Genomic DNA, 20760 nt, shown 5'->3' on the forward strand with positions numbered 1-20760 from the left:
TGAAATCGCCGTTATCAGGAAAATAATCCTGTCAAAATGGCGATTACATACGACTAAAAGTAAATATCAACATATGAAAAAGGTATTATTAGCAGCTGTTTTTCTGACAGGTTTTAGTTTCTCTTATGCGCAGGAAGCTCAGGCTAAAAGCGTTGATCCGAAAGAAGATAAAGATCTTATGACCTGGTATCATAAAGATTTTTCAACATCAAAAGTTTATGGTGTAAATACGGCAAACGCTTATAAATATTTAGAATCCAAAGGTCTTAAGCCTAAAACTGTTGTAGTAGGAGTTTTAGACAGTGGTGTTCAGGTAGATCACCCGGGTCTTGTGAAAAACGTGTGGTCAAATCCTAACGAAGTTCCGGGAAATGGAAAAGATGATGATGGAAACGGATATATAGATGATGTACACGGTTGGAACTTTATCGGAGGGAAAAACGGCGACATTGATATCGATAATATGGAGGTAACAAGAGTAGTGGCTAAATATAAACCTGTTTTCGAGGGTGATGATTCTGCAAAAAACAAAGCAAACCAGGCAAAAATGCCGGAGGAATTTGCGATGTACATGAAATCCAAAGAGCTTTTCAATAAAAAAAGTATTGAAGCAAAACAGAACCTTCAGACCTATACGATGATCAACAGTATCATCCCCAATATGGTAAAATTATTGGGAGGTAAGCCTGTAACTGCTGAAACATTAGCAGGAATTAAACCTCCAACAGACCAGAAAGATGCTATTGCAATGCAGGTTCTCGGACAGGTTTCTCAAAGCCCTGAATTCAAAGGAAAATCTTCTGCAGATTTTGAAAAACTGATGAAAGAGCAGATGAAAGAAGCCATCGATCATTATGCACCGCAGTCTAAGCAGTACGACCTGAGCTATGATCCTAGAAAAGAAATTGTAGGGGATAACTATGATGATTATTCTGAAAAAAGCTACGGAAACAATGACTATGAAGGACCTGATGCAGAACATGGAACACACGTTGCAGGTATCATTGCAGGTCTTCCGCAAGGTAAAGAAATACAATACGGGGTAGCTTCTAAAGTAGCTAAGATCATGTCTGTAAGAACTGTTCCAAACGGAGACGAAAGAGATAAAGATGTAGCGAACGCGATCAGATATGCAGTAGATAACGGAGCTAAAGTGCTAAACATGAGTTTCGGAAAACCTGTTTCTCCTGGGAAAAATGTGGTTTGGGATGCTTTTAAATACGCTGAAGACAAAGGAGTTCTTTTGGTTAAAGCAGCTGGTAACGAAAATGAAGATGTAGCAGAGCACCTTGCTTTCCCTACAAACTTTAAAAACGTTACGGATGAGAAACCGTTTGTAACGAATGTATTGGTTGTAGGAGCCAGCACGAACAGAAATAATGAACTAAGAGCATCTTTCTCTAACTATAATAAGAAAATGGTTAACGTTTTCGCTCCAGGAGAAGAGATCTATTCTACAGTACCTAAAAACGAATATAAATATCTTCAGGGAACTTCTATGGCATCACCTGTAGTAGCAGGAGCAGCGGCCGTGTTATTGGCCTATATGCCAAATCTTAAGCCTGATCAGATTATTGAAGCACTTGTAAAAAGCAGCAACCTGAGCTCAGAGAACAAATTTCCTGAATATTCTCAGGCCGGAGGCGTTATAGATCTGCAGAAAGCAGCAGAGTATGCGTACACGAATTTCTACAACGGGAAAACTTCACCAACAAAGAAGCCTGCGAAATCCGTAAAAAAGGCTGTTAAAAAATAATATATCTCCCTGTATATAAGGAGAAACCATTTAAAGTCCGAAATTTTCGGACTTTTTTTGTTTTTATTTTTCAATTTGGCACGGTTTTTTGTAACTTTATAAATAACAAAATAATAAACAACAAAATGAAAAAGTTACTACTTGCAGGGATGATTGGAACATCACTTTTTGCAGTGTCTTGTTCCTCAGTGAAAAAAGCAGAAACATCACAAAACCAGAGAGTTGAGTATCTTAAATTAAAAGGCGACTGGCAGATTGTCAGCGTTGATTATGAAAAAGGATTCAAGATCAAGCCTTTTGACGAAGGTGCAGATGCTCAGTGTTTTGTAGGAAGTCATTGGAGATTAATTCCCAATAATTACACCGGTGCCTATACTTTAAATGGAGGTGGAGCTTGCCCAAGCATTACCCAGCCTATCAAATTTGAAGTAAAAGACGGCAATACTTTCATGTTCAAAAAAATCGCTGAGGGAACTAAAGCTAAGCAAAACCTTGCAGGATATTCTTTAACGATTACCAACCAGTCTACAGATCAGTTTTCACTTGTACAAAGCGTTCCTTTCGATGGAAACACAGTACAGGTTGTTTACAATTTCCAGAGAACAGGAATGAAATAATTTATCAACATAAAAGATCAAAAAAATGAAATTTACTAAAACATATATAGGAGCCCTTTTCTTATCATCAGCATTATTATTAACCAGTTGTGAAGCTGTTCAGAATTCTAACCACCAGCAAAGAGGTACAGCAGTAGGTGTTGCATCAGGAGCTGTAATCGGAGGTATTTTAGGAAATAATGTAGGAAGTGGTAAAAACTCTGCTTTAGGAGCAGTATTGGGAGGTATTATCGGTGGTGTTGCAGGTAACGTTATCGGTAACAAGATGGATAAGCAGGCTAAGCAGATTAAAGAAACTTTACCGGGAGCTGAAGTAGAAAGAGTAGGAGACGGTATTAAAATTACTATGAACGAAAGTATTGTAAACTTTGCGTTTGACTCTTCAAACTTAACTTCTGTTGCTCAGACCAACCTTAACAAATTAGCTCAGGTTCTTGCTGATAACCCAGATACGAACATCAATATCTACGGTCATACAGACAGCAAAGGTGCAGATGCTTACAACCTGTCTCTTTCTCAGAGAAGAGCAGATGCTGTAAAAGTTTACTTATCTGGAAAAGGAATCGCTTCTGGAAGAATGATCACAAAAGGTGAAGGTGAATCTATGCCCGTAGCCAGCAATGATACTGAAGAAGGAAGAGCTAAAAACAGAAGAGTGGAATTTGCCATTACAGCTAATGAGAAAATGATTAATGAAGCCAAGCAAGGGCAGTAATTAATTTAATTATATAAATATTTTCGTAAAAGACCGCCCCGGCGGTTTTTTTTGTATTTTTATGCTATGAATTTTGAATTTGCTATTTTTGTAACTGAATTAACATAAATGAAGAAATATCTTAAACTCCTCCGGGTGGAGCAGTGGGTAAAAAACCTGTTTGTTTTTGTTCCTCTGTTCTTTTCGGGAAACATTACAAATATAGATTTACTTAGCAAAAGTATCTTTGCGTTTATTATCTTTTCCCTTGCAGCAAGCGTAGTCTATATTCTTAATGATTATAACGATATAGAGGCAGACCGTAAACATCCTGAAAAAAGGAGAAGACCCCTCGCAAGCGGTGCTATTTCAAAACCAAAAGCTTTAAGCATTCTTACAGGACTTATTATTGTTGATATAGCGCTGGTATTCGTTGCTCAGCTTTATTTTCAGGAAGCTTTATGGAAATTTGCAACGATCATCGGACTTTATATTGTGATCAATCTCGCCTATACCTTTAAACTGAAACACGTTCCGATCATTGATATTTTTATCATTGCTACAGGTTTTGTACTGAGAGTTTTAGCGGGTGGTTATATCACCGGAATAGGCATCTCGCAATGGGCGATCCTGTTGACTTTTGTACTGGCTCTCGTTTTAGCCATCGGAAAAAGAAGAGGAGAATTGATCAATGCGCAGGTTTCAGGAAAGACAAGAAAAGCTCTGGACGGCTACAATGTTCAGTTTGCGGATATTGCCCTTTCTATTTCGGTTACGCTAGCTATCGTCTGCTATCTGATGTTTACACTTTCACCTGAGGTGCAGGGAAGATTTCATCAGAGGGTTTTCTACACCGTGATATTTGTAGTCTTTGCTTTTCTACGATATCTACAGCAGACTTTGGTATACAACAGAACAGAATCTCCTACAAAAATTGTCTACAGAGACCGGTATATCCAGGTGACTTTAGTGCTTTGGGTAGCCGCATTTTTAATCCAGATTTATTTTAAAAAATGAAGCCGAATTTCACACAAAAAGTTACTAACTGGGGAAATTTCCCGGTAGTGGAAAAAGAAATGAGATCTGAGGACAGCTTCAAAAGAATCAAGGAGTTCGTACTTAATCACAACGAAATTATTGCCAGAGGAAACGGAAGATGCTACGGCGACGCTTCCCTGGGAGAAACCATATTTTCTACCAAAAAATTAAATAAATTCATCAGTTTCGACCGTCTCAACGGGGTAATAGAATGTGAATCCGGAGTGCTGCTTTCAGATGTACTTGAAATTGCAGTTCCTCAGGGATATTTTCTGTATGTAACACCGGGAACAAAATTTATTTCCGTGGGAGGAGCCATTGCTTCAGATGTTCACGGGAAGAACCATCACGCGGAAGGTTGCTTTTCAGAATATGTGATCGAGTTTAAGCTAATGACCGAAAGAGGAGATATCATCACATGTTCCAGAGAAGAAAATTCGGATAAATTCTGGGCCACTATTGGTGGAATGGGACTTACCGGAATTATTCTTACCGTTAAATTTAAACTTAAAAATATAGAATCCGCCTACATTCGCCAGGAAAGCATTAAAGCAGAGAATCTGGATGAAATTTTCAGACTCTTTGAAGAAAGTGAAAACTGGACGTATACGGTAGCGTGGATAGACTGTCTTCAAAAAGGCAAGAATTTAGGAAGAAGTATTCTGATGAGAGGAGAACACGCCTTTCAGCATGAACTTCCCCAAAACCTGGCCAATCAGCCCTTAAGACTGAAGAAGAAATTTCAGCCTACGGTTCCGTTTTACTTTCCGGGTTTTGTTCTGAATGCACTGACTGTAAAAATATTCAATCTGCTGTATTATAAAAAGCAGACTAAGAAAGAAGTGAAGACTTTTATAGACTACGAAACCTTTTTCTATCCGCTCGATGCCATCACCGATTGGAATAAAATTTATGGAAAATCAGGATTTATTCAATATCAGATGGTGATTCCGAAAGAAGCAGGAAAAGAAGGAATGAAACAGATCCTTGAAACCATTGCAGCAAGCGGAAACGGATCATTTTTAGCGGTTTTAAAGCTCTTCGGGAAAAACAATCCAGAGGCTTACAATTCATTCCCTTTCGAAGGTTATACGCTGGCCCTTGACTTTAAGGTGAATTCAAAACTGAAAAAACTGGTAGAAAAATTAGATGATACCGTACAGCAATTCGGAGGTAGGATTTATCTTACGAAGGACAGCATGAGCAGGTCTTCACTCACGAATTACCTTAAAAATATTCAAAGTTCAAAATTTGTGTCTTTACAGCACAAAAGAATCATAAACAACAATTCATAATGATAGTTCTGGGAAGTACGTCTGAAGTGGCGCAGGCTTTTGTGGAAAAGGCTCTTCAGGAAGGAGAAAAGTTTGAAAAAATATACCTTTTCACTTCAAATAAAGAGACAACGGAAAGATTTGCGAGACACATTGATGTCAAATTTCTGCAGCAGTCTGAAGTGATCGAAATTGATTTGATGAAAGAAATTGATTACAATTCATTTGATCATGTCAGTTCAAATGTATTATTTTGTGCCGTGGGATATTTGGGAGACGGGACTGAGGAAGGTCTTTATGACAACAGGAATACAGACAGAATCATTACCATCAATTATTCAAAACTGATTCCTGTGATGAACTATTTTGCACAGAAGTTTGAAAGCAGAAGATCCGGAACCATTATAGGGCTCTCGTCGGTAGCCGGAGATCGCGGTAGACAGAGCAATTTTATCTATGGTAGCGCAAAAGCGGCTTTTACGGCTTATCTTAGCGGTCTTAGAAATTATCTTTTTGAGAAAAAAGTACATGTTCTTACCGTCAAACCGGGCTTTATGGCGACGAAAATGACGGAAGGTCTGCCTTTAAATCCTAAATTGACTGCAACTCCCAAACAGGCAGCGGCATGCATTTATAAAGCATTCAAAAAGCAGAAAAATGTGGCATATGTTTTGCCGGTTTGGAGTGTTATTATGATGATTATCAGGAATATACCTGAATTTATATTCAAAAAATTAAAGCTTTAGTAAACATGAAAAAATTGTATTGTTTTGATTTTGACGGAACCCTGACGTACAAGGATACAATGTTTATGTACCTTAAATTCTACGATTCTACAAAATTCCGGATACAGTTTTTAAGACACGTTCCTCTTTTTATTTTGCTGAAACTGAAACTTGCAGAAACCGAAAAAGTAAAGAAAAGCTTTATCGGATCTATTCTGAAAGGACAGACTCAGGAAAAGATTGAAATGAAATCTAAGCAGTTTTTTGAGCAGCACTATCCCAAAATCGTAAGGGAAAACGCCCTTGACTTTATACAAAATATCGATAGGAATAATACACAGAGTTTATTGGTAACCGCCTCGCTGGATATCTGGGTAAAACCTTTCGCCGAAGAACTGAAAATGCAGCTGGTATCCACACGTGCAGAGTTTAAGAATGGTGTTTTCACAGGGAATTTTATAGGTAAAAACTGCAACGGAAAAGAGAAACTGATCAGAATAAAAGCTGAAATTCACGACTCTAAGTACGATAAAATAATCGCTTTCGGAGATACTTCCGGAGATCGCCAGATGCTTAAATGGGCAAATGAAGGTCATTACCAATTTTTTCACTAATTTTGGATGGTAAAAATGTAAAAATGAAAAGACTGCTTATTGTATGTACCGCAATCTTACTGAGCTGTACAGCTACGCCGTCTCAAAAGCCGTCAGGGATGCAGGAAAATGCAGATCTGCTGGTTTCTGAGCCGCAGGGTGGTACAGATGAAGCTGGATTTACTATTATTAAGAATGAACAGGAATTCCGCAATGCCATCAAAGGCAGTTTCGGTCTTATCGATTTGAAAAAAGAGCCATCCGTCAACTATCCGAAATTTCCAAGAAACAAAAAAGTGGTTTTGTATCATATGGGACTTTTCAGATCCGGTAGCCACAGAATTACCAGCATCAAAAACGTATCTGTAAAAAATAATATCCTGTACGTGGAAGTTCCGGCTACAGCATCAGGCGGAATGGAAATTCAGGTACTTTCAAATCCCTGGTTTATTTTTGCCGTTCCTTCAGATTATCAGTTTACCTCAGTAGAATTAAAATATTCCAATTAAAAATGAACAAAATATATTTAGATAACGCTGCGACGACCCCTTTGGCAGAAGAAGTCATAGATGCAATGGTGAGCACCATGAAGATGAATTTCGGAAATCCTTCTTCTACCCACAGTTTCGGTCAGGAAGCAAAAATCCTTATTGAAAATGTAAGAAGACAGATTGCAGACTATCTTCATGTAAGTCCTGCGGAGATTATCTTTACTTCGTGTGGAACAGAATCGAACAATATGATCATCAAGTCCAGTGTGGAGCATCTTGGTGTAGAAAGAATCATCAGTTCTCCGCTAGAGCACAAATGTGTTTCTGAGAGTATTCTGGATATGAAAAACAGAAAAGGGGTAGAAGTGGTTTATATTCGACCTAATGAAAAAGGAGATATTGATCTTAATAAACTGGAAGAATTATTAAAAGCTTCTGATAAAAAGACATTGGTAAGTCTGATGCATGCCAATAATGAAATTGGAAATATCGTTGATATTAAAAAAATTGCAGAATTATGCAAAGCGAATAATGCTCTTTACCATTCCGATACAGTGAAGACCATGGCCCACATGGAATTTGATTTTTCAGATATCCTTGTAGATTTTGCTTCTTGCAGTGCTCATAAATTCCATGGTCCGAAAGGAATTGGCTTTGCTTTTATTAGAAAAGCTACCGGTTTAAGAGGAATTATTACAGGTGGTCCTCAGGAAAGAAGTCTGAGAGCAGGAACAGAAAATGTTGCCGGTATCGTTGGTTTAGGTAAGGCTTTAGAGCTTTGCACCAACAATATGGAGTCTTATGCTGCTCATATCAGAGAAATAAAAGAATACGCTATTGAAAAATTATCTGCAGAGGTTCCGAATATTAAATTTAATGGAAGAAGCGGGGAAATGGATCACAGTGTTGACAGTGTTTTAAGTGCCTTACTTCCGTATAAAAATCCATTGATAGGTCTTCAGCTGGATATGAAGGGAATTGCGATCTCTCAGGGCAGCGCATGCTCTTCGGGAGCGTCCAAACCTTCGATGGTGATGATGATGGTGCTTTCTGAAGATGAAATGGATCATTGTACGCCATTACGTATTTCATTCAGCCATATGACGACCAAGGCAGAGATCGATGCTCTGGCAGAAGCTTTGAAGGAAATTTCAAAAGATTATGCTATAGAAAAAACAAATGTTGAGCATAGATAGTCTTATTGCGTAAAAATCGTAATTTTGAATATCCAATTAGGGATAAATAAGAAAATAAATATTAATTTAAATAAAAGAAACAAAATGGCTTTAGAAATTACGGACAGCTCATTTCAGGAAACGGTTTTAAAATCAGATAAGCCGGTATTGGTAGACTTTTGGGCAGTATGGTGTGGACCATGCAGAACTTTGGGACCAATCATCGAAGAAGTAGCATCAGATTTTGAAGGAAAAGCAGTGGTAGGAAAAGTTGATGTAGACAACAATCAGGAAATTTCAATGCAGTATGGCATCAGAAATATCCCTACAGTTCTGATTTTTAAGAACGGTGAAGTGGTTGATAAATTAGTAGGTGTGACTCCAAAGGAGATTATCGCTGAAAAATTAAGCGCACACTTGTAAAAAATAACTTTGATAATGAAGGCCTTCCGTTTTTGGAGGGCTTTTTATTGGGAAATAATTTGCAGGTAATAAAAAAAGTTGTAGTTTTGCAATCACAAAAAAGAAACAACGTTCTTTACAACAACAAAAAATGATCCGGTAGTTCAGCTGGTTAGAATGCCGCCCTGTCACGGCGGAGGTCGCGGGTTCGAGTCCCGTCCGGATCGCAAAAGTTTTTCAATTTACTTTTAAAAAAATTAGATCCGGTAGTTCAGCTGGTTAGAATGCCGCCCTGTCACGGCGGAGGTCGCGGGTTCGAGTCCCGTCCGGATCGCAGAAGTTTTTATTCAATTTCTTTTAAAAAAAAATTGATCCGGTAGTTCAGCTGGTTAGAATGCCGCCCTGTCACGGCGGAGGTCGCGGGTTCGAGTCCCGTCCGGATCGCAGAAGTTTTCATCAATTTACTTTAAAAAAATTGATCCGGTAGTTCAGCTGGTTAGAATGCCGCCCTGTCACGGCGGAGGTCGCGGGTTCGAGTCCCGTCCGGATCGCAAGATCTTTAAAACCCTTTCAATTATTTGAAAGGGTTTTTGTTTGCATACCTATCGCCCGACCTAAGGAATAAGTTCTATCAGTGAAATCAGGATATTCAGCGGAATTAAATTTTATGGAAACTTCATTTTGGCTCTCGCAGATTATGCAGATAACGCATATTAACAAAAAGTAAAAACTTGCACACCTGATTAATCTTCAGGAAATTTAAAATCATGTGATTTGTATTCATTCCCTTCATCAGAATCAATGAAATTGATTCAGCCTTTGCCTCCCTTTATAAAACATGATAATAATTTTCTTTGCGTGAAAAAATAAACCTTATCTGCTGACCAGGTTTTGCGCATGACCTGCTTTTATCCGATGATTATCTCCTCAAGTATCCTTTCTATGAAACAATATACTCTACAATAGCCTCACAATGTATTTTTGTCGTATCAAAAACAGGCACACTAAAATCATCCTGACTGATGAGCATGGGAATTTCCGTACAGCCCAGAATAACGCATTCGGCACCACGACTGATCAATTCTTCTACAATGGAAATATAGCGGGCTTTGGTTTCGGGATTAATGAATCCTACTCCCAGTTCATCTTTTACGGTATGCTGGATATAATCTCTTGTTTCCTGTTTTTCCGGGATCAGTACTTCCAGTCCGTATTCCTCAAGTTTACTTTTGTAGAAATCCATTTCCATCGTAAACTTTGTTCCGATTAGACCAACTTTTGTAAGTCCGGCTTTCTGTATGGCTTTTGCCGTTTCGGTACCGATATGGATAATCGGAAGCTGTATGGAATCCTGAAGTTCGTCTGCAAAGAGATGGGCTGTATTGGCACAGAGGACAATGCTGTCTGCTCCTGTGTTTTTAAGGTGATTGCAGGCGTTTAATAATAATTCGAAGGAATTTGTCCACCCTTTAGCCTGAAGGTCTCCAAAATTCAAAGAATAGATCATGCATTCCGCGGCATTCAGTCCGCCCAGCCTGGCATTGACACCTTTATTGATGAATTGATAATAATCCAGTGTGGATACCCAGCTTATTCCGCCTACGAGTCCTATTTTTTTCATGAATGTGAAGATTTACAGTTGTTGACAAATCTAGATAAAAGTTTTCATTGTATCATGTGTATCTGTCGGGATACTGATCACTTCAAAAATTGATGCATTGGCTGAAACTTTCGTAGACTGCTCGGGTATATATATTGACTGAGTTTGAATTTTCGTTAAACACGTGTTCTGCTTTTTTAAAGGTCTGTAGTTTACTTATATGTTTTACTGCTATTTTTGTTCAGATAATCTGTCATATCAAATAATTTATTCGCAGTTTATTGCTACATTAGTGAAGCCCATAAACAGATTCAATGTCACAGAGAAAATTTATTCTGCTTTCCATCCTGAAAACAGGGGTTATTGCAACAGTTATTTCTACGGTTATTCTGATTATCTACATGATGATCACACAAGTTCCGCGTGATAATGAACACCCCAGAAACTGTGATATGAGCGGGATTGCCTATGGTCTTCTGATTGTTTGGATTCTGTCGTTGACTATTGTTTCCTTCAGCAGTCTTTTGTCTCTTTTAAAAAAGTTTCGGGGAAAAACGGAAAGATGGCTGTGCTGGTTTCTGCTTCCTGTATTGATCACCGGATATTTTTTCTTTGAAATTTCCGGCGGAAAGATTGATGGACAAGGAGTTGTGTTTTTATTAATCTCCAACCTTCCATGGTTTCTTCTGTGGGGAGTTTATTATTCCAGGTTTAATTCTAAATTGAAATAATTATTTACAACCTATAAGCCGATAAAGACAGACTATGAAAAAACTTTTTCTAATCTTTGTAATTGTTATTTCAGGGACTTTTCTGCACGCCCAGCCGATCACTTTAAAATATGTTTCTGCAATGAAAGAACTCAGGCTGAAGCTGTACTATGGGAATGGCGGGAAAGGAGCTTTTATACAGTATGAAGGGAAGAGAGAAATTATTCCGTTAAAGGTCAAAAGTTACAAACTGGACACCATTTCGCAAGGCCCCGGTCAGCCGGCCCATCATTATTTTGTATGGGATGAAATGGTTAACAGAAAACTTAGCGGAACCTATAAAATGATGCAAATGAATAATATTATTGTAGATCCTTCTTACATCAGAATACGGGATTTCACACATTTTGACCTTGAACTTGTGGAAGAAGAAGGAGATCCGGATGGCGAGGATAAATACCTGCTGCATGATGCCATAATCTCTTTTAATCATTTTTATAATAACAAGTTGCTGATCGAATATCCTGATGGGAAAAAAATGACAGCTGAACTTCCTTTTTCGGACAGTCCGGATCCAGTCCAGCAAAGCATTATTGAGGATTATAATTTTGACGGATACGATGATCTTGCTTTCACGATCCCCGATGCAGGAATGGGCGTATATCATACTTTTACCATTTACCTCTACAACCCGAAAACGAAGCGTTTTGATCTGTTCAAAGAACCGGATTACTCAAAGTCAGACTGTTCGTGCCTTTGTGATGTATCTGTAGACAAAAAAAATAAACTGCTGTACACCGGATGCAGAGGAGGAGCTTCGTGGCATCAGGATGCTTATCGTTTTGATAAAAATGGAACTTTGAAGTGGATAGGGACGAGGTAGCAGATATTAGGTGGCAGGTTCTAGGGATTAGGATTTATACCGAAGGTTGCAACTATGGTCTTTTGGTTTTAGTCAAGAGCTAAGAAGTAAGATCCCAGATATCAGATACGAACTAGCAACTATAACCCCGTATCCAAAAAACTCCCAAACCCGAAACCCGCATCCTGAAACTAGTAACTCTTAATTACTCTCTAACCCTGTATTCACACCAAAAAAATTACTGCCCAAAAGAACAGTAATAAGTTGGGATCAGCTGATATGATGCTTCAAACAATTTGTGGTTTTTTTCAGAAAATGAATTCTGTTATAGAGGAAGCTGATCTCTAAGGGCTGCTTTAATTCGGCCGCTGTTATTTATTATTTTCAGTCTGAATAGGCCCTCGTGGGCAGAATTATTTACGATAAAAACTTCATGGGCGAAATCTACTCTAACTTTGACCGAATCGTTCTTTGGCAGCTCCTTTATTTCATGGTTATTGATTGCATATTGAAGGGCGTCTTTCTGCGAAGGATTATATAAAATCACTTCAAGACTCTCTTTCGACGAGTTTTTAATTTTCAGATTTTTGTGAGCAGGTATTTTCCACTGATTGCGGTAAAGATGTCTGCCTTTGATAATTTGGAAAGAGGACAGGAGAATCATCAGGACTGTAGAAAAAATGAATAGGGGATAAAAACGGATACTTTTCATCTTTCGGGCTATTGATTTGTTTTTAGGTACAGAACTGAGGTTATTTTTCAGCAAAAGTATATCACTGTATTTTGATAACCACTACACTTTTGTGTAGATTTGCTTATGTGTAATAAATACTACACTTTTGGGTAGTGATTGTGTCAGTTTATTAAAGGATGTATGGAAGAAATAAACAGGTTTTTTAACGATAAAAATGATGTCCGCAATGATGCTGACATAGACCGCAGCCAGGTTGGGGACTATCTGGAAGCTATAAAAGCTTTTTCAAGACTCACATACCAGAGTCTGTATGTAATAGATTATCAGACCAGAGGTTTTGATTATGTCTCTGGAAATCCGTTATTCCTGTGTGGGAAATCATCAGAAGAAGTGAAAGCATTGGGTTACGCTTTTTATTTTCAGAATGTAAACCCTGAAGATGTGGAGCTTTTAATAAAGATCAATGAAGCCGGATTTGAGTTCTATGAAAATATTCCTGTAAATGAGCGAAAATTATATTCGATCTCTTATGATTTTTACCTGATCAATGGCAAAAAGAACATTCTTGTCAATCACAAACTTACCCCGATGTTCCTTACCGAAGAAGGGCAGATCTGGAAGGCATTGTGCATCGTTTCACTTTCAAATAGTACCACATCAGGGAATATTGTGATCAGTAAAGAAGGCTCAGAAGAAGTTTGGAAATATGATGTTGTTACCAAAAGATGGGAGAAAGAAGAAAAAATAAAACTTTCCCAGAGAGAACACGAAATCCTGAGTTTATACGCCAGTGGCTTGACAATCAATGAAATTGGAGAAAAACTGTTTATTTCTGCGGATACTGTAAAATTTCACCGGAAAAAGCTCTTTGATAAAATAGGCGTGAATAATATCGCGGAAGCCCTTTCTTACGCCCAAACCAATAAACTGCTGTAAAACAATATACTTCAATACCGTTTTTTTACGGTATTTTTTACAATGTCTTTTATGATTCAAATTTAGGTCTGATATTTGCAATGGGTAACCAAACTAAATGGCCTGTTTTATTTATGAAAAACATATCTGTGAGAAAAATATTTTTATATGCCTGCTTTAGCGTTGCAATGCTGGTTTCATGTAAGAAAGAAATTGAAAAAATAAGTGATACTTTTAAAGATACAGCTACCTCGTCAGAGACTCCGACTGTAGAAAAAGATTCCATCAAAAAAGATTCTGTGGTACAAAAAGAATCCGTTCCGCCGGCAATGCAGGAAAACGGTTTCTATAACGCTTTTGTCCTTCCAAAGGATAAAAAGATGAGAGATTCTGTATACGCAGCATTCAGTAAAAAATACAGCGAAAAGGAACGTTATGCGATTTTAGCATTAAACAGGCTTGATTCTAAAAATAGATTCAATGCGGATACTTTGGTAGTTCCTGCTAAAATAGATACAACGCTAATGTCTTATTCGCCGTTTCCAATGCAGCTGGATATATTAAGCGGCGTGAAAAAGTTTGTGATTTTTTCATATCCGATACAGGCTTACGGAGTATATTCTAACGGAAGTCTTGTAAAATGGGGACCAACAAGTATGGGAAAAAAAGCAGCGCAAACCACGCGTGGACTTACTTTTGCCAACTGGAAAAAGAAACTGTCGATCTCAACGGTGAGCAGCGAGTGGAAACTTCCTTATAATTTCAATATTCATAATATCGGAGGAATCGGATGGCACCAGTATGACCTTCCGGGTTATCCGGCCTCACACTCATGTCTGCGTCTGTTGATGAAAGATGCGCAGTGGTTATATTCATACGCAGATACCTGGATTCTGAATCCCGGAGGTGCTACTACAAAAGCAAAAGGTACTGCAGTAATGGTTTTTGGAGATTATAAATGGGGTGGAAGAAAGCCTTGGAAAAAGCTTTTGGATGATCCCAATGCCAATAATATTTCAGTAGAAGAAATGACCAAGCTTCTGGAACCCAGCGTTGACAGAATGCTGAAAGAGCAGGACAACAGAGAAAAAGTAGCAGATTCTATTAAAACGGCTAAAGCTATGGCTCCGGTTCAAACTGAAAAGCCTATGGAAGTTCCCGTTAATTAATTTTCTTTTCAAACTGTAAAGTAGATTCTTCAGCAAATCTTCTAAGCTTAAGCATCTCTTCCTTCCCCTTATGTTGCCCGAATCTGGCCGCTACATACGTAAGAAGAATACAGAATAACATCATAAATGAAGCGCTCAGGGCCCACGGGAACTCAGCGCTTTTTATCTGTCTTTCCACGTAGTACATGGTGAAAAAAGTCATCCAGAGAATTGAAAAGGAAAAATAAAGGAACATGAAGAAAGTCCAGACTGCAGAACTCGGCCCGAAGACGCCACGTATGACGGTCTCATCATCTTCCATTTCTATTCTTAAAGAGAGTCTGGGTTTCGAGTAATTGTCATATTTCGTTTCCACCCAGATTGTGGCTACTTCCTTGTTGATATTTCCTGAAAATTCTTCTTTATGCCCGGCAAGGTATTTTTTTAAGTTTTCCGCATATTCCTCTTTCGTAAGATGAGTAAACATCTTGAATCTCGGGCGGGTTCTTATCTTATCTATGGTGCTTTCTTCGGTTTTCATAGGCTATTCTTGATATGGGATAGGGTCTTCTAATACAAAATCAAAGGTCAGTTCCATATTTTTTCTCTGGACTACCATTGTGATGTTCCTTCCTTCCTCAGATTTCATCAGTTCCATGATTTTTTCCATGGTCATATCGGAGGTACGGCTTCCATTAATGATCATTACGCGGTCATCTTTTTTCAGGCCTGCTTTAAATGCTGGAGAGTCTTTTCTGATCCCTGCGATGGAAAATACGGGTTTTAAAGTAAATTTATACTGAAAATTGTTACCTACAGAAATTTCAGTGCCTACTTCGGATATTTTTTTAGGTTCGATTTTTACGCGGTCTTCATGCCATTCCAGTCCATCCTGCTTAAAGTCTAACCCGCTCATGTTAAAATGAAAAGGATCATCGAAATTTTTATTTTTTTTCAGGTAAATCTTTCCTGCGGTGTAGTCGAAAACAGTGGTAAATCTGCGGATAATTTCTCCACCCACGGATCCCTTTCGGTTGGAGACAAGGTTTACGTGCTGGATAGAATATTCATCGGGCATTGCTGTAAGAGGCATATTAAATTTGAAATCTCCCAGATAAAAATTATGGATCCGGCTCCTTTTACCATAAATATCTCCATTGAATCCGCGGCCCAGATAATCATCAATATTGGGTCTGTTGTACACAAAATCTTTGATCAGGGTAGGGAAGAGCCAGATGGCATCACTGTTTCCAAGATCGATCAGCAGTTTTGAACTTTTCTTTTCGTTGGTCATTTCTACATCTGCATGGATATAAGGTTTGTCCTTTTCTATCGTCATGGGCAGTTCCGTAAACTTTCTGAGTTTCTTCTTAAAAACATCAATATCCTGGTAAACCGTTATTTTTTTTGAGGTATAATCTATTGAGATCGGATGGTTTTTGAAAAAATGGTAGCCGATCACTCCGTTCACAGGAATTCCAATATGAGATGAGATGTTGAATTCTTCATCAATAACAATAAACAGCAGCATGGATATATTGATGAGATGATCACCTATTCTGGCGATATTACGATCCGATTTAAATCCGTCTATACTTACATTTCCTCCGAGGCCGGAAAATTTTATTTTCTCGATATTTTCTAATTTGACTTCCTTATTATCCAGGCTGAAAAGAATGGTTTCGGCAACACCTGTGTCCAGCATAAATGTAAGTTCGGCACCGTTGACGTTGATGGGGATAAAGATGAGATTGTTGATGAGCTTAAAAGGGATGACTACTTTTTTGGCATTCACGAGCTCGAAAGAGTTCTGGGCACTGAGAAAAATGCTGAAGAATAATGCCAGTAAAAGAAGCTTTAGTTTCATTTACTGAATTTAGTGAAATTATCGTTACTGTGCATAAAAAAACATTCCAAAGGTAGGAATGTTTGTATAAACTGCAACGGAGCAATATATTTTGATAAAATTAATGTAAAATAAGATTGGATGTTATTTGGAGAAGAATTCCATGAGATCCATATAATTTTTCTGGTTGACACCATGTCCGCTCATATATTCTCTGAAACTAAAATAACAGCTCAGGTCATAGAGAAGGTCAGCTGCCTTTCTTCCCCACTCAAGAGGAATCACCGCATCGTCTGTTCCGTGAGAGATGAAAAAACGAAGTCTTTCCAGTTTCTTTTTATCTTTAACGATACCGTCCAGCAGTTTTTCTTCAGGGTAGCTGCTCAGACAGGCGATATAATTAAACATTTCCGGATGCTTTAGTGCCAAAGCATAACACAGTATCCCACCCTGACTGAAACCACACAAATGCACCTTTCCTTCAATGATTCCGTAATGATTGACTACTTTCAGGATGTTTTCCAGTACGCCGTCCAGCGATTCCTTAGCCTGTGCAAGATCAATGAAATTTTCAGGACTATTGAAATCTATGTCAAACCATGAATACCCTTCAAACTGTGTGTCTCTGGGAGCTCTGAAACTTACGATAAGCCAGTCGGCAGGAAGGGTTTCCCTGAAGCTGAAAAGATCCTGTTCATTGCTGCCATAGCCGTGCAGCATGAAAAGTACAGTAGTATCTGGGGTGATATGTTCCGGTTCTCTTACTATATAATCTAAATTCATACGGCAAATATAATTAATAAATCACATTGTAGACTTCAAAACCGGAACGCGTATATCTATATTTAATATTGACCGGATGAAAGCGCAAATACTGACCGATCCTGCAATTATGCTTTTTGCTGATTTGATATTAATTGGAAATCTTTATTGGAAATTTTTCATAAAAGTTATTTTTATATTAATAAAAAACTTATATTTGAAACATTAAAAATCTATTTGGAGAAATGAAGCAATTTTACAAATCAAAAAGTTTACTTAGACTTTCTTTTTTATTCGTTTTATTATTTTCTGTAATTACGGTAGTGAATTCTTGTAAAAAGGATAACGATGACGAAGAGTTTGCAGATCACGTTGTTCAGTTTGAAGTAAAAACAACTACAGGTGGTGTTATCAGAGCAATTGTAACGCAGGTAGGAACCGTAAAGACTGATATTTTCGATCCGGTGGGAACTACTTGGACGAGCGGCGAATTTTTCGTGAATTCAAGCCAGGCACAGTTGAATCTTGATGCGAAGGCAGATCTTCCCAACGCAGATTCTGAACTGGTGATAAACCTTTGGATAGACGGAGAAATCGTAAGAACTCAAAAGAAGAAAGGAGCAGGTCCTTTGGTAGCTTCTATTGATTACAGCTTCTTAGAATTATAAAAATATATTTTCTATATATAATGAAACCGCTTTTAAAGCGGTTTTTTTATTTTATTCTTCGATCATATGATGCTGGATTGCCCGGTTGATGAGCTCAGTAGAATTCCTGGCCTGGAATTTTTGCAGCAGGTTCTTACGGTGTGTATCCACAGTAAGCGGACTTAAAAACAGCTCATCTGCAATCATAGCGCTTGTTTTCCCTTGGGCTACCATCTGGAGGATCTGTTTTTCACGTTTCGTCAGCCTGGGAACCGGCAGGTCATTTTGGGAAGGGCGGCTGATGATCTGTTTGGTTTCATTACAGAAAACAATATTTCCCGAAAGTGCCCCTTTGATGCATACTACAAGTTCGTCAATCGAAATGTTTTTCAGAAGATAGCCACTGGCTCCGTTTTGTATAGATTGCATGATAATGCTTCGTTCAGAACGGTTACTGAACATGATCACAGCTGTCTCCGGCGATATTTTTTTGATTTCCCGGCACAGTTCCGTTCCATTGGCATCAGGCAGCGTAATATCCAGAAGAATAATATCTACCTCGTGAGAACGGATAAAGGCGATGGTTTCGGATCCGGAAGTAAAGCTTTCTGATATATTGAAAAAGGGCTGGCTTTTCAGCATCATTTTCAGTCCTTCGATAACGATAGGGTGATCGTCTACGATGACAATATTAATTTTTTCATTCACCATGGGTATTGAGTTCGATGTTAATTGTTGTGCCCTGACTGTCTGAGCTTACCTCCATTTTTCCTCTAAGATAATTGACGCGGTTGTTCAAATTGTGGAAGCCCATACTTTTTGTGGTCTTTTCGGTGCCTTTTTCAAATCCTTTTCCGTTGTCTTCTACAGTGATCATGAAGTTTTCGCCGGATTGAGAACATTGAAGGAGAATATTACTCGCTCCGGAATGTTTCACGGCATTGGCAAGAAGTTCCTGTACAATTCGGTAAATATTAAGCTGAATCGTAAGCGGAAGGTCTTTGTCTATATTGATAGGCTGGAAATAAATATCCAGATCTTTACGGATATAAAATTCGCACAGGTCATTCAAAGCTGTTTCAAGACCGAAATTGAGTAGAGATTCCGGCATCAGGTTTCGGGCTACATGTCTGAGTTCGGATATGGAAAGATCAAGTTGGTCCAGGATCTTATAAAAATCCTTGTGCTGTTCAGTTTCAAGATGTGAGGATGACCAGGTGGAGAAATTGATTTTAACGCCTGCCAGCATCCCGCCAAGGCCATCATGAAGATCTTTTGCAATACGCTCCCTTTCTCTTTCTTCGCCTTCCAGAATAGCTTTCGTCAGCGCCAATTCTTCTTTCTGATTAATGTCTTCTATTTTTTGACGTAGGTTGATTTCTTTTTGTTCGGACAGTTTTTTATTGTTCCTGTAAATGATGAACAGGAATACGAGGAGGATCAGAATAAACAGCAGAAAAAGGCTCAGTATCCACAGATAGTAATTCTTTTTGTTGACCTCCATCTCCTTCTGGTTCTTTTCTGAATTCAGGAAAGCAATTCTCTTTTCCTTTTCAGAAGTATTGTATTTGGCCTCCAGTTTATTGATTTCGAGTTTGATATTTTCAGCATTCAGGCTGTCATTCAGTTTTGAATATTTTTTTTCCCAAACCAGAGCCTGACTGGGATTTCCCATGATCTCGTTGATATTTGACAAATTGCTGTATAGTATCTTTTTGTTGTTAAGATCCGTGGCCAGGGTTTTTTCAGCAAGAATTTCTTCTAAAAGATTCTTGGCTTCCGTATATTTTTTCTGCTTTTTGAATATATCATACTTATGAAAATAGAACATCTGCATCAGCAGCTTCTGATTGAATTTTTTAGTGTAAAACAACCCTTTTTCTATCGCTGCCAGTGCCTGATCATGACTTTGTTTGCTGACGTGATAGAGTGTTTTGCTGTAATAAAATAATGCATTGGACGAAGAATCAGGATAGGGAGAGATCATTTTCTCTGCTTTGTCAAGGAATTTTTTTCCGATGTCCGCTTTTATCTGGTAGCAGTAATTGTTTGTAATGTTGAGATAATTATAAAATAGCTCTGTAGAATGGGGAGCTGTTTTTTCAAGTATCTGAAGCGCTTTCATATTATAATTACCAGCCTTTTCAAATTCCGCGTTGTAAGTAAGCATTAACCCAAGCTGCGTGTACAGAAACCCTGTAATCTTGCTGTCACCATATTTTTCAGCCGTAGGAATACTTTTTTCAAGCATCACTTTAATTAAATAAGGATAGCCCTCCTTATTCTTTTGGGTAATACCGTAGCCATACCAGCATAAAGACTTGTAAAGATCAGCTTTTCCGGCCTTTAATTTTGAAAATTCTTCTATCGCTTTGTGATAGGATGTTGCTGCTTTATCCTTATTCTGATCCAGAAAATACTGTCCTTCGTAATAATAATATTTAGCAGCGTTCAACGGATCTTCTCTTCCCGATACCTTTCCATTTTCTAAATATTTTTTGCTGGCAACGGAATCAATATTTCTGTAATAATTGGATAGCAGAAAACAGGCGTCAGCCTTAGAAATCGGGCTCCTGGTATTTTTAACCGCAAACTCCAGACTGTCTGTGAATTTTTTCTCATTAAGCGGAAACAGCAGCTGAGCCTGCAGTACGAAGCCTGTCAGTAAGCATAAAAAAAATAATAGTCTCGTCATCATTCAATTTCACAGTAAAGGTTGAATATAAAGAAAAATTCAGGGACTAAAAATACCTAAAAACAGGTAGAAAAAATTACTTTTTTTTAAGGATTGTTTTCAGTTCCCCAGGCTGA

22 protein-coding genes and 4 tRNA genes are annotated in these 20760 nt (G+C 38.2%); 19 read left to right on the forward strand and 7 right to left on the reverse strand.

Features of this window, described 5'->3' with window-relative positions:
- Window positions 1–73 precede the first annotated feature (73 nt).
- The 14 genes from LC419_RS09625 to LC419_RS09690 all read left to right on the forward strand — a co-directional run bounded on the left by LC419_RS09625 (window position 74) and on the right by LC419_RS09690 (window position 9316).
- Entirely contained in the window at window positions 74–1756 is a 1683-nt protein-coding gene (locus LC419_RS09625) for a S8 family serine peptidase (RefSeq protein ID WP_223607137.1), read from the forward strand.
- Between the two features lie 125 nt (window positions 1757–1881).
- Complete coding sequence (locus LC419_RS09630) at window positions 1882–2373, forward strand: lipocalin family protein (RefSeq protein WP_090024080.1); 492 nt, start codon at window positions 1882–1884, stop codon at window positions 2371–2373.
- A gap of 25 nt (window positions 2374–2398) precedes the next feature.
- The gene (locus tag LC419_RS09635) at window positions 2399–3088 is read left to right on the forward strand and encodes an OmpA family protein (RefSeq protein WP_223607138.1); all 690 of its coding nucleotides are present in this window, start codon (window positions 2399–2401) and stop codon (window positions 3086–3088) included.
- Window positions 3089–3196: 108 nt separating this feature from the next.
- Window positions 3197–4084, forward strand: coding sequence for a decaprenyl-phosphate phosphoribosyltransferase (locus LC419_RS09640; RefSeq protein ID WP_223607139.1), 888 nt, complete (start codon window positions 3197–3199; stop codon window positions 4082–4084).
- Complete coding sequence (locus LC419_RS09645) at window positions 4081–5400, forward strand: FAD-binding oxidoreductase (RefSeq protein ID WP_223607140.1); 1320 nt, start codon at window positions 4081–4083, stop codon at window positions 5398–5400. The genes LC419_RS09640 and LC419_RS09645 overlap by 4 nt, the downstream gene beginning before the upstream one ends.
- Complete coding sequence (locus LC419_RS09650) at window positions 5400–6125, forward strand: SDR family NAD(P)-dependent oxidoreductase (RefSeq protein ID WP_223607141.1); 726 nt, start codon at window positions 5400–5402, stop codon at window positions 6123–6125. Before LC419_RS09645 ends, LC419_RS09650 begins: the two co-directional genes overlap by 1 nt.
- 5 nt (window positions 6126–6130) lie before the next feature.
- Window positions 6131–6718 carry an HAD family hydrolase gene (locus tag LC419_RS09655; RefSeq protein WP_223607142.1) on the forward strand — a complete coding sequence of 196 codons (588 nt, stop codon included), beginning with the start codon at window positions 6131–6133 and terminating at the stop codon, window positions 6716–6718.
- A 23-nt stretch (window positions 6719–6741) separates the two neighbouring features.
- Complete coding sequence (locus tag LC419_RS09660) at window positions 6742–7206, forward strand: hypothetical protein (protein ID WP_223607143.1); 465 nt, start codon at window positions 6742–6744, stop codon at window positions 7204–7206.
- Between the two features lie 2 nt (window positions 7207–7208).
- Entirely contained in the window at window positions 7209–8384 is a 1176-nt protein-coding gene (locus LC419_RS09665; RefSeq protein WP_223607144.1) for a cysteine desulfurase family protein, read from the forward strand.
- Between the two features lie 84 nt (window positions 8385–8468).
- Window positions 8469–8786, forward strand: a complete 318-nt coding sequence (gene trxA, locus LC419_RS09670; protein WP_034730057.1) for a thioredoxin — start codon at window positions 8469–8471, stop codon at window positions 8784–8786.
- A 132-nt stretch (window positions 8787–8918) separates the two neighbouring features.
- A tRNA-Asp gene (locus LC419_RS09675) sits at window positions 8919–8992 on the forward strand.
- Window positions 8993–9025: 33 nt separating this feature from the next.
- Window positions 9026–9099 (forward strand) — tRNA-Asp (locus LC419_RS09680).
- 36 nt (window positions 9100–9135) lie between these two features.
- Window positions 9136–9209, forward strand: a tRNA-Asp gene (locus tag LC419_RS09685).
- A 33-nt stretch (window positions 9210–9242) separates the two neighbouring features.
- Window positions 9243–9316: transfer RNA gene (locus tag LC419_RS09690), tRNA-Asp, on the forward strand.
- A 389-nt stretch (window positions 9317–9705) separates the two neighbouring features.
- On the opposite strand, the gene LC419_RS09695 is transcribed toward LC419_RS09690, so the two are convergent.
- Window positions 9706–10386: an aspartate/glutamate racemase family protein gene (locus LC419_RS09695; protein WP_223607145.1), complete on the reverse strand. Its 681-nt coding sequence runs from the start codon at window positions 10384–10386 to the stop codon at window positions 9706–9708.
- A gap of 293 nt (window positions 10387–10679) precedes the next feature.
- On the opposite strand from LC419_RS09695, the gene LC419_RS09700 reads away from it, so the two are divergent.
- Together LC419_RS09700 and LC419_RS09705 are read left to right on the forward strand one after the other, a co-directional pair.
- The gene (locus LC419_RS09700; protein ID WP_223607146.1) at window positions 10680–11096 is read left to right on the forward strand and encodes a hypothetical protein; all 417 of its coding nucleotides are present in this window, start codon (window positions 10680–10682) and stop codon (window positions 11094–11096) included.
- Window positions 11097–11130: 34 nt separating this feature from the next.
- Window positions 11131–11958 (forward strand): hypothetical protein, encoded by an 828-nt coding sequence (locus tag LC419_RS09705; protein WP_223607147.1) that lies wholly within the window; start codon window positions 11131–11133, stop codon window positions 11956–11958.
- Between the two features lie 304 nt (window positions 11959–12262).
- On the opposite strand, the gene LC419_RS09710 is transcribed toward LC419_RS09705, so the two are convergent.
- The gene (locus LC419_RS09710; RefSeq protein WP_223607148.1) at window positions 12263–12649 is read right to left on the reverse strand and encodes a hypothetical protein; all 387 of its coding nucleotides are present in this window, start codon (window positions 12647–12649) and stop codon (window positions 12263–12265) included.
- A 162-nt stretch (window positions 12650–12811) separates the two neighbouring features.
- Between LC419_RS09710 and LC419_RS09715 the strand changes: the two genes are divergently transcribed.
- Complete coding sequence (locus tag LC419_RS09715) at window positions 12812–13567, forward strand: response regulator transcription factor (RefSeq protein ID WP_223607149.1); 756 nt, start codon at window positions 12812–12814, stop codon at window positions 13565–13567.
- A gap of 113 nt (window positions 13568–13680) precedes the next feature.
- Window positions 13681–14715, forward strand: a complete 1035-nt coding sequence (locus LC419_RS09720) for a L,D-transpeptidase (protein ID WP_223607150.1) — start codon at window positions 13681–13683, stop codon at window positions 14713–14715.
- Here LC419_RS09720 and LC419_RS09725 read toward each other — a convergent pair.
- The 3 genes from LC419_RS09725 to LC419_RS09735 form a co-directional block, all read right to left on the reverse strand.
- Window positions 14708–15235 carry a hypothetical protein gene (locus LC419_RS09725; protein ID WP_223607151.1) on the reverse strand — a complete coding sequence of 176 codons (528 nt, stop codon included), beginning with the start codon at window positions 15233–15235 and terminating at the stop codon, window positions 14708–14710. The two genes, LC419_RS09720 and LC419_RS09725, sit on opposite strands and share 8 nt — an antisense overlap.
- A gap of 3 nt (window positions 15236–15238) precedes the next feature.
- The gene (locus tag LC419_RS09730) at window positions 15239–16561 is read right to left on the reverse strand and encodes a retropepsin-like aspartic protease (protein ID WP_223607152.1); all 1323 of its coding nucleotides are present in this window, start codon (window positions 16559–16561) and stop codon (window positions 15239–15241) included.
- Window positions 16562–16684: 123 nt separating this feature from the next.
- On the reverse strand, window positions 16685–17323 hold the full coding sequence (locus tag LC419_RS09735) for an alpha/beta hydrolase (protein WP_223607153.1): 639 nt from the start codon (window positions 17321–17323) through the stop codon (window positions 16685–16687).
- 224 nt (window positions 17324–17547) lie between these two features.
- On the opposite strand from LC419_RS09735, the gene LC419_RS09740 reads away from it, so the two are divergent.
- Window positions 17548–17970, forward strand: coding sequence for a hypothetical protein (locus LC419_RS09740; protein ID WP_223607154.1), 423 nt, complete (start codon window positions 17548–17550; stop codon window positions 17968–17970).
- Between the two features lie 51 nt (window positions 17971–18021).
- Here the strand turns inward: LC419_RS09740 and LC419_RS09745 are convergent, their stop codons facing one another.
- Both LC419_RS09745 and LC419_RS09750 read right to left on the reverse strand, forming a co-directional pair.
- On the reverse strand, window positions 18022–18660 hold the full coding sequence (locus tag LC419_RS09745) for a response regulator transcription factor (RefSeq protein WP_223607155.1): 639 nt from the start codon (window positions 18658–18660) through the stop codon (window positions 18022–18024).
- A complete protein-coding gene (locus LC419_RS09750; RefSeq protein ID WP_223607156.1) occupies window positions 18650–20647 on the reverse strand; it encodes an ATP-binding protein in 1998 nt (665 codons plus the stop codon). Before LC419_RS09750 ends, LC419_RS09745 begins: the two co-directional genes overlap by 11 nt.
- Window positions 20648–20760: the final 113 nt, after the last annotated feature.

The organism is Chryseobacterium sp. OSA05B (assembly GCF_019970065.1).
In the GTDB taxonomy this organism is placed as follows: Bacteria; Bacteroidota; Bacteroidia; order Flavobacteriales; family Weeksellaceae; genus Chryseobacterium.

Excerpts from the sequence above, each read along its gene's own strand:
- LC419_RS09625 (WP_223607137.1), top strand. The coding sequence starts at position 74 with ATGAAAAAGGTATTATTAGCAGCTGTTTTTCTGACAGGTTTTAGTTTC.
- LC419_RS09630 (WP_090024080.1), top strand. The coding sequence starts at position 1,882 with ATGAAAAAGTTACTACTTGCAGGGATGATTGGAACATCACTTTTTGCA.
- LC419_RS09635 (WP_223607138.1), top strand. The coding sequence starts at position 2,399 with ATGAAATTTACTAAAACATATATAGGAGCCCTTTTCTTATCATCAGCA.
- LC419_RS09640 (WP_223607139.1), top strand. The coding sequence starts at position 3,197 with ATGAAGAAATATCTTAAACTCCTCCGGGTGGAGCAGTGGGTAAAAAAC.
- LC419_RS09645 (WP_223607140.1), top strand. The coding sequence starts at position 4,081 with ATGAAGCCGAATTTCACACAAAAAGTTACTAACTGGGGAAATTTCCCG.
- LC419_RS09650 (WP_223607141.1), top strand. The coding sequence starts at position 5,400 with ATGATAGTTCTGGGAAGTACGTCTGAAGTGGCGCAGGCTTTTGTGGAA.
- LC419_RS09655 (WP_223607142.1), top strand. The coding sequence starts at position 6,131 with ATGAAAAAATTGTATTGTTTTGATTTTGACGGAACCCTGACGTACAAG.
- LC419_RS09660 (WP_223607143.1), top strand. The coding sequence starts at position 6,742 with ATGAAAAGACTGCTTATTGTATGTACCGCAATCTTACTGAGCTGTACA.
- LC419_RS09665 (WP_223607144.1), top strand. The coding sequence starts at position 7,209 with ATGAACAAAATATATTTAGATAACGCTGCGACGACCCCTTTGGCAGAA.
- trxA (WP_034730057.1), top strand. The coding sequence starts at position 8,469 with ATGGCTTTAGAAATTACGGACAGCTCATTTCAGGAAACGGTTTTAAAA.
- LC419_RS09695 (WP_223607145.1), bottom strand. The coding sequence starts at position 10,386 with ATGAAAAAAATAGGACTCGTAGGCGGAATAAGCTGGGTATCCACACTG.
- LC419_RS09700 (WP_223607146.1), top strand. The coding sequence starts at position 10,680 with ATGTCACAGAGAAAATTTATTCTGCTTTCCATCCTGAAAACAGGGGTT.
- LC419_RS09705 (WP_223607147.1), top strand. The coding sequence starts at position 11,131 with ATGAAAAAACTTTTTCTAATCTTTGTAATTGTTATTTCAGGGACTTTT.
- LC419_RS09710 (WP_223607148.1), bottom strand. The coding sequence starts at position 12,649 with ATGAAAAGTATCCGTTTTTATCCCCTATTCATTTTTTCTACAGTCCTG.
- LC419_RS09715 (WP_223607149.1), top strand. The coding sequence starts at position 12,812 with ATGGAAGAAATAAACAGGTTTTTTAACGATAAAAATGATGTCCGCAAT.
- LC419_RS09720 (WP_223607150.1), top strand. The coding sequence starts at position 13,681 with ATGAAAAACATATCTGTGAGAAAAATATTTTTATATGCCTGCTTTAGC.
- LC419_RS09725 (WP_223607151.1), bottom strand. The coding sequence starts at position 15,235 with ATGAAAACCGAAGAAAGCACCATAGATAAGATAAGAACCCGCCCGAGA.
- LC419_RS09730 (WP_223607152.1), bottom strand. The coding sequence starts at position 16,561 with ATGAAACTAAAGCTTCTTTTACTGGCATTATTCTTCAGCATTTTTCTC.
- LC419_RS09735 (WP_223607153.1), bottom strand. The coding sequence starts at position 17,323 with ATGAATTTAGATTATATAGTAAGAGAACCGGAACATATCACCCCAGAT.
- LC419_RS09740 (WP_223607154.1), top strand. The coding sequence starts at position 17,548 with ATGAAGCAATTTTACAAATCAAAAAGTTTACTTAGACTTTCTTTTTTA.
- LC419_RS09745 (WP_223607155.1), bottom strand. The coding sequence starts at position 18,660 with ATGGTGAATGAAAAAATTAATATTGTCATCGTAGACGATCACCCTATC.
- LC419_RS09750 (WP_223607156.1), bottom strand. The coding sequence starts at position 20,647 with ATGATGACGAGACTATTATTTTTTTTATGCTTACTGACAGGCTTCGTA.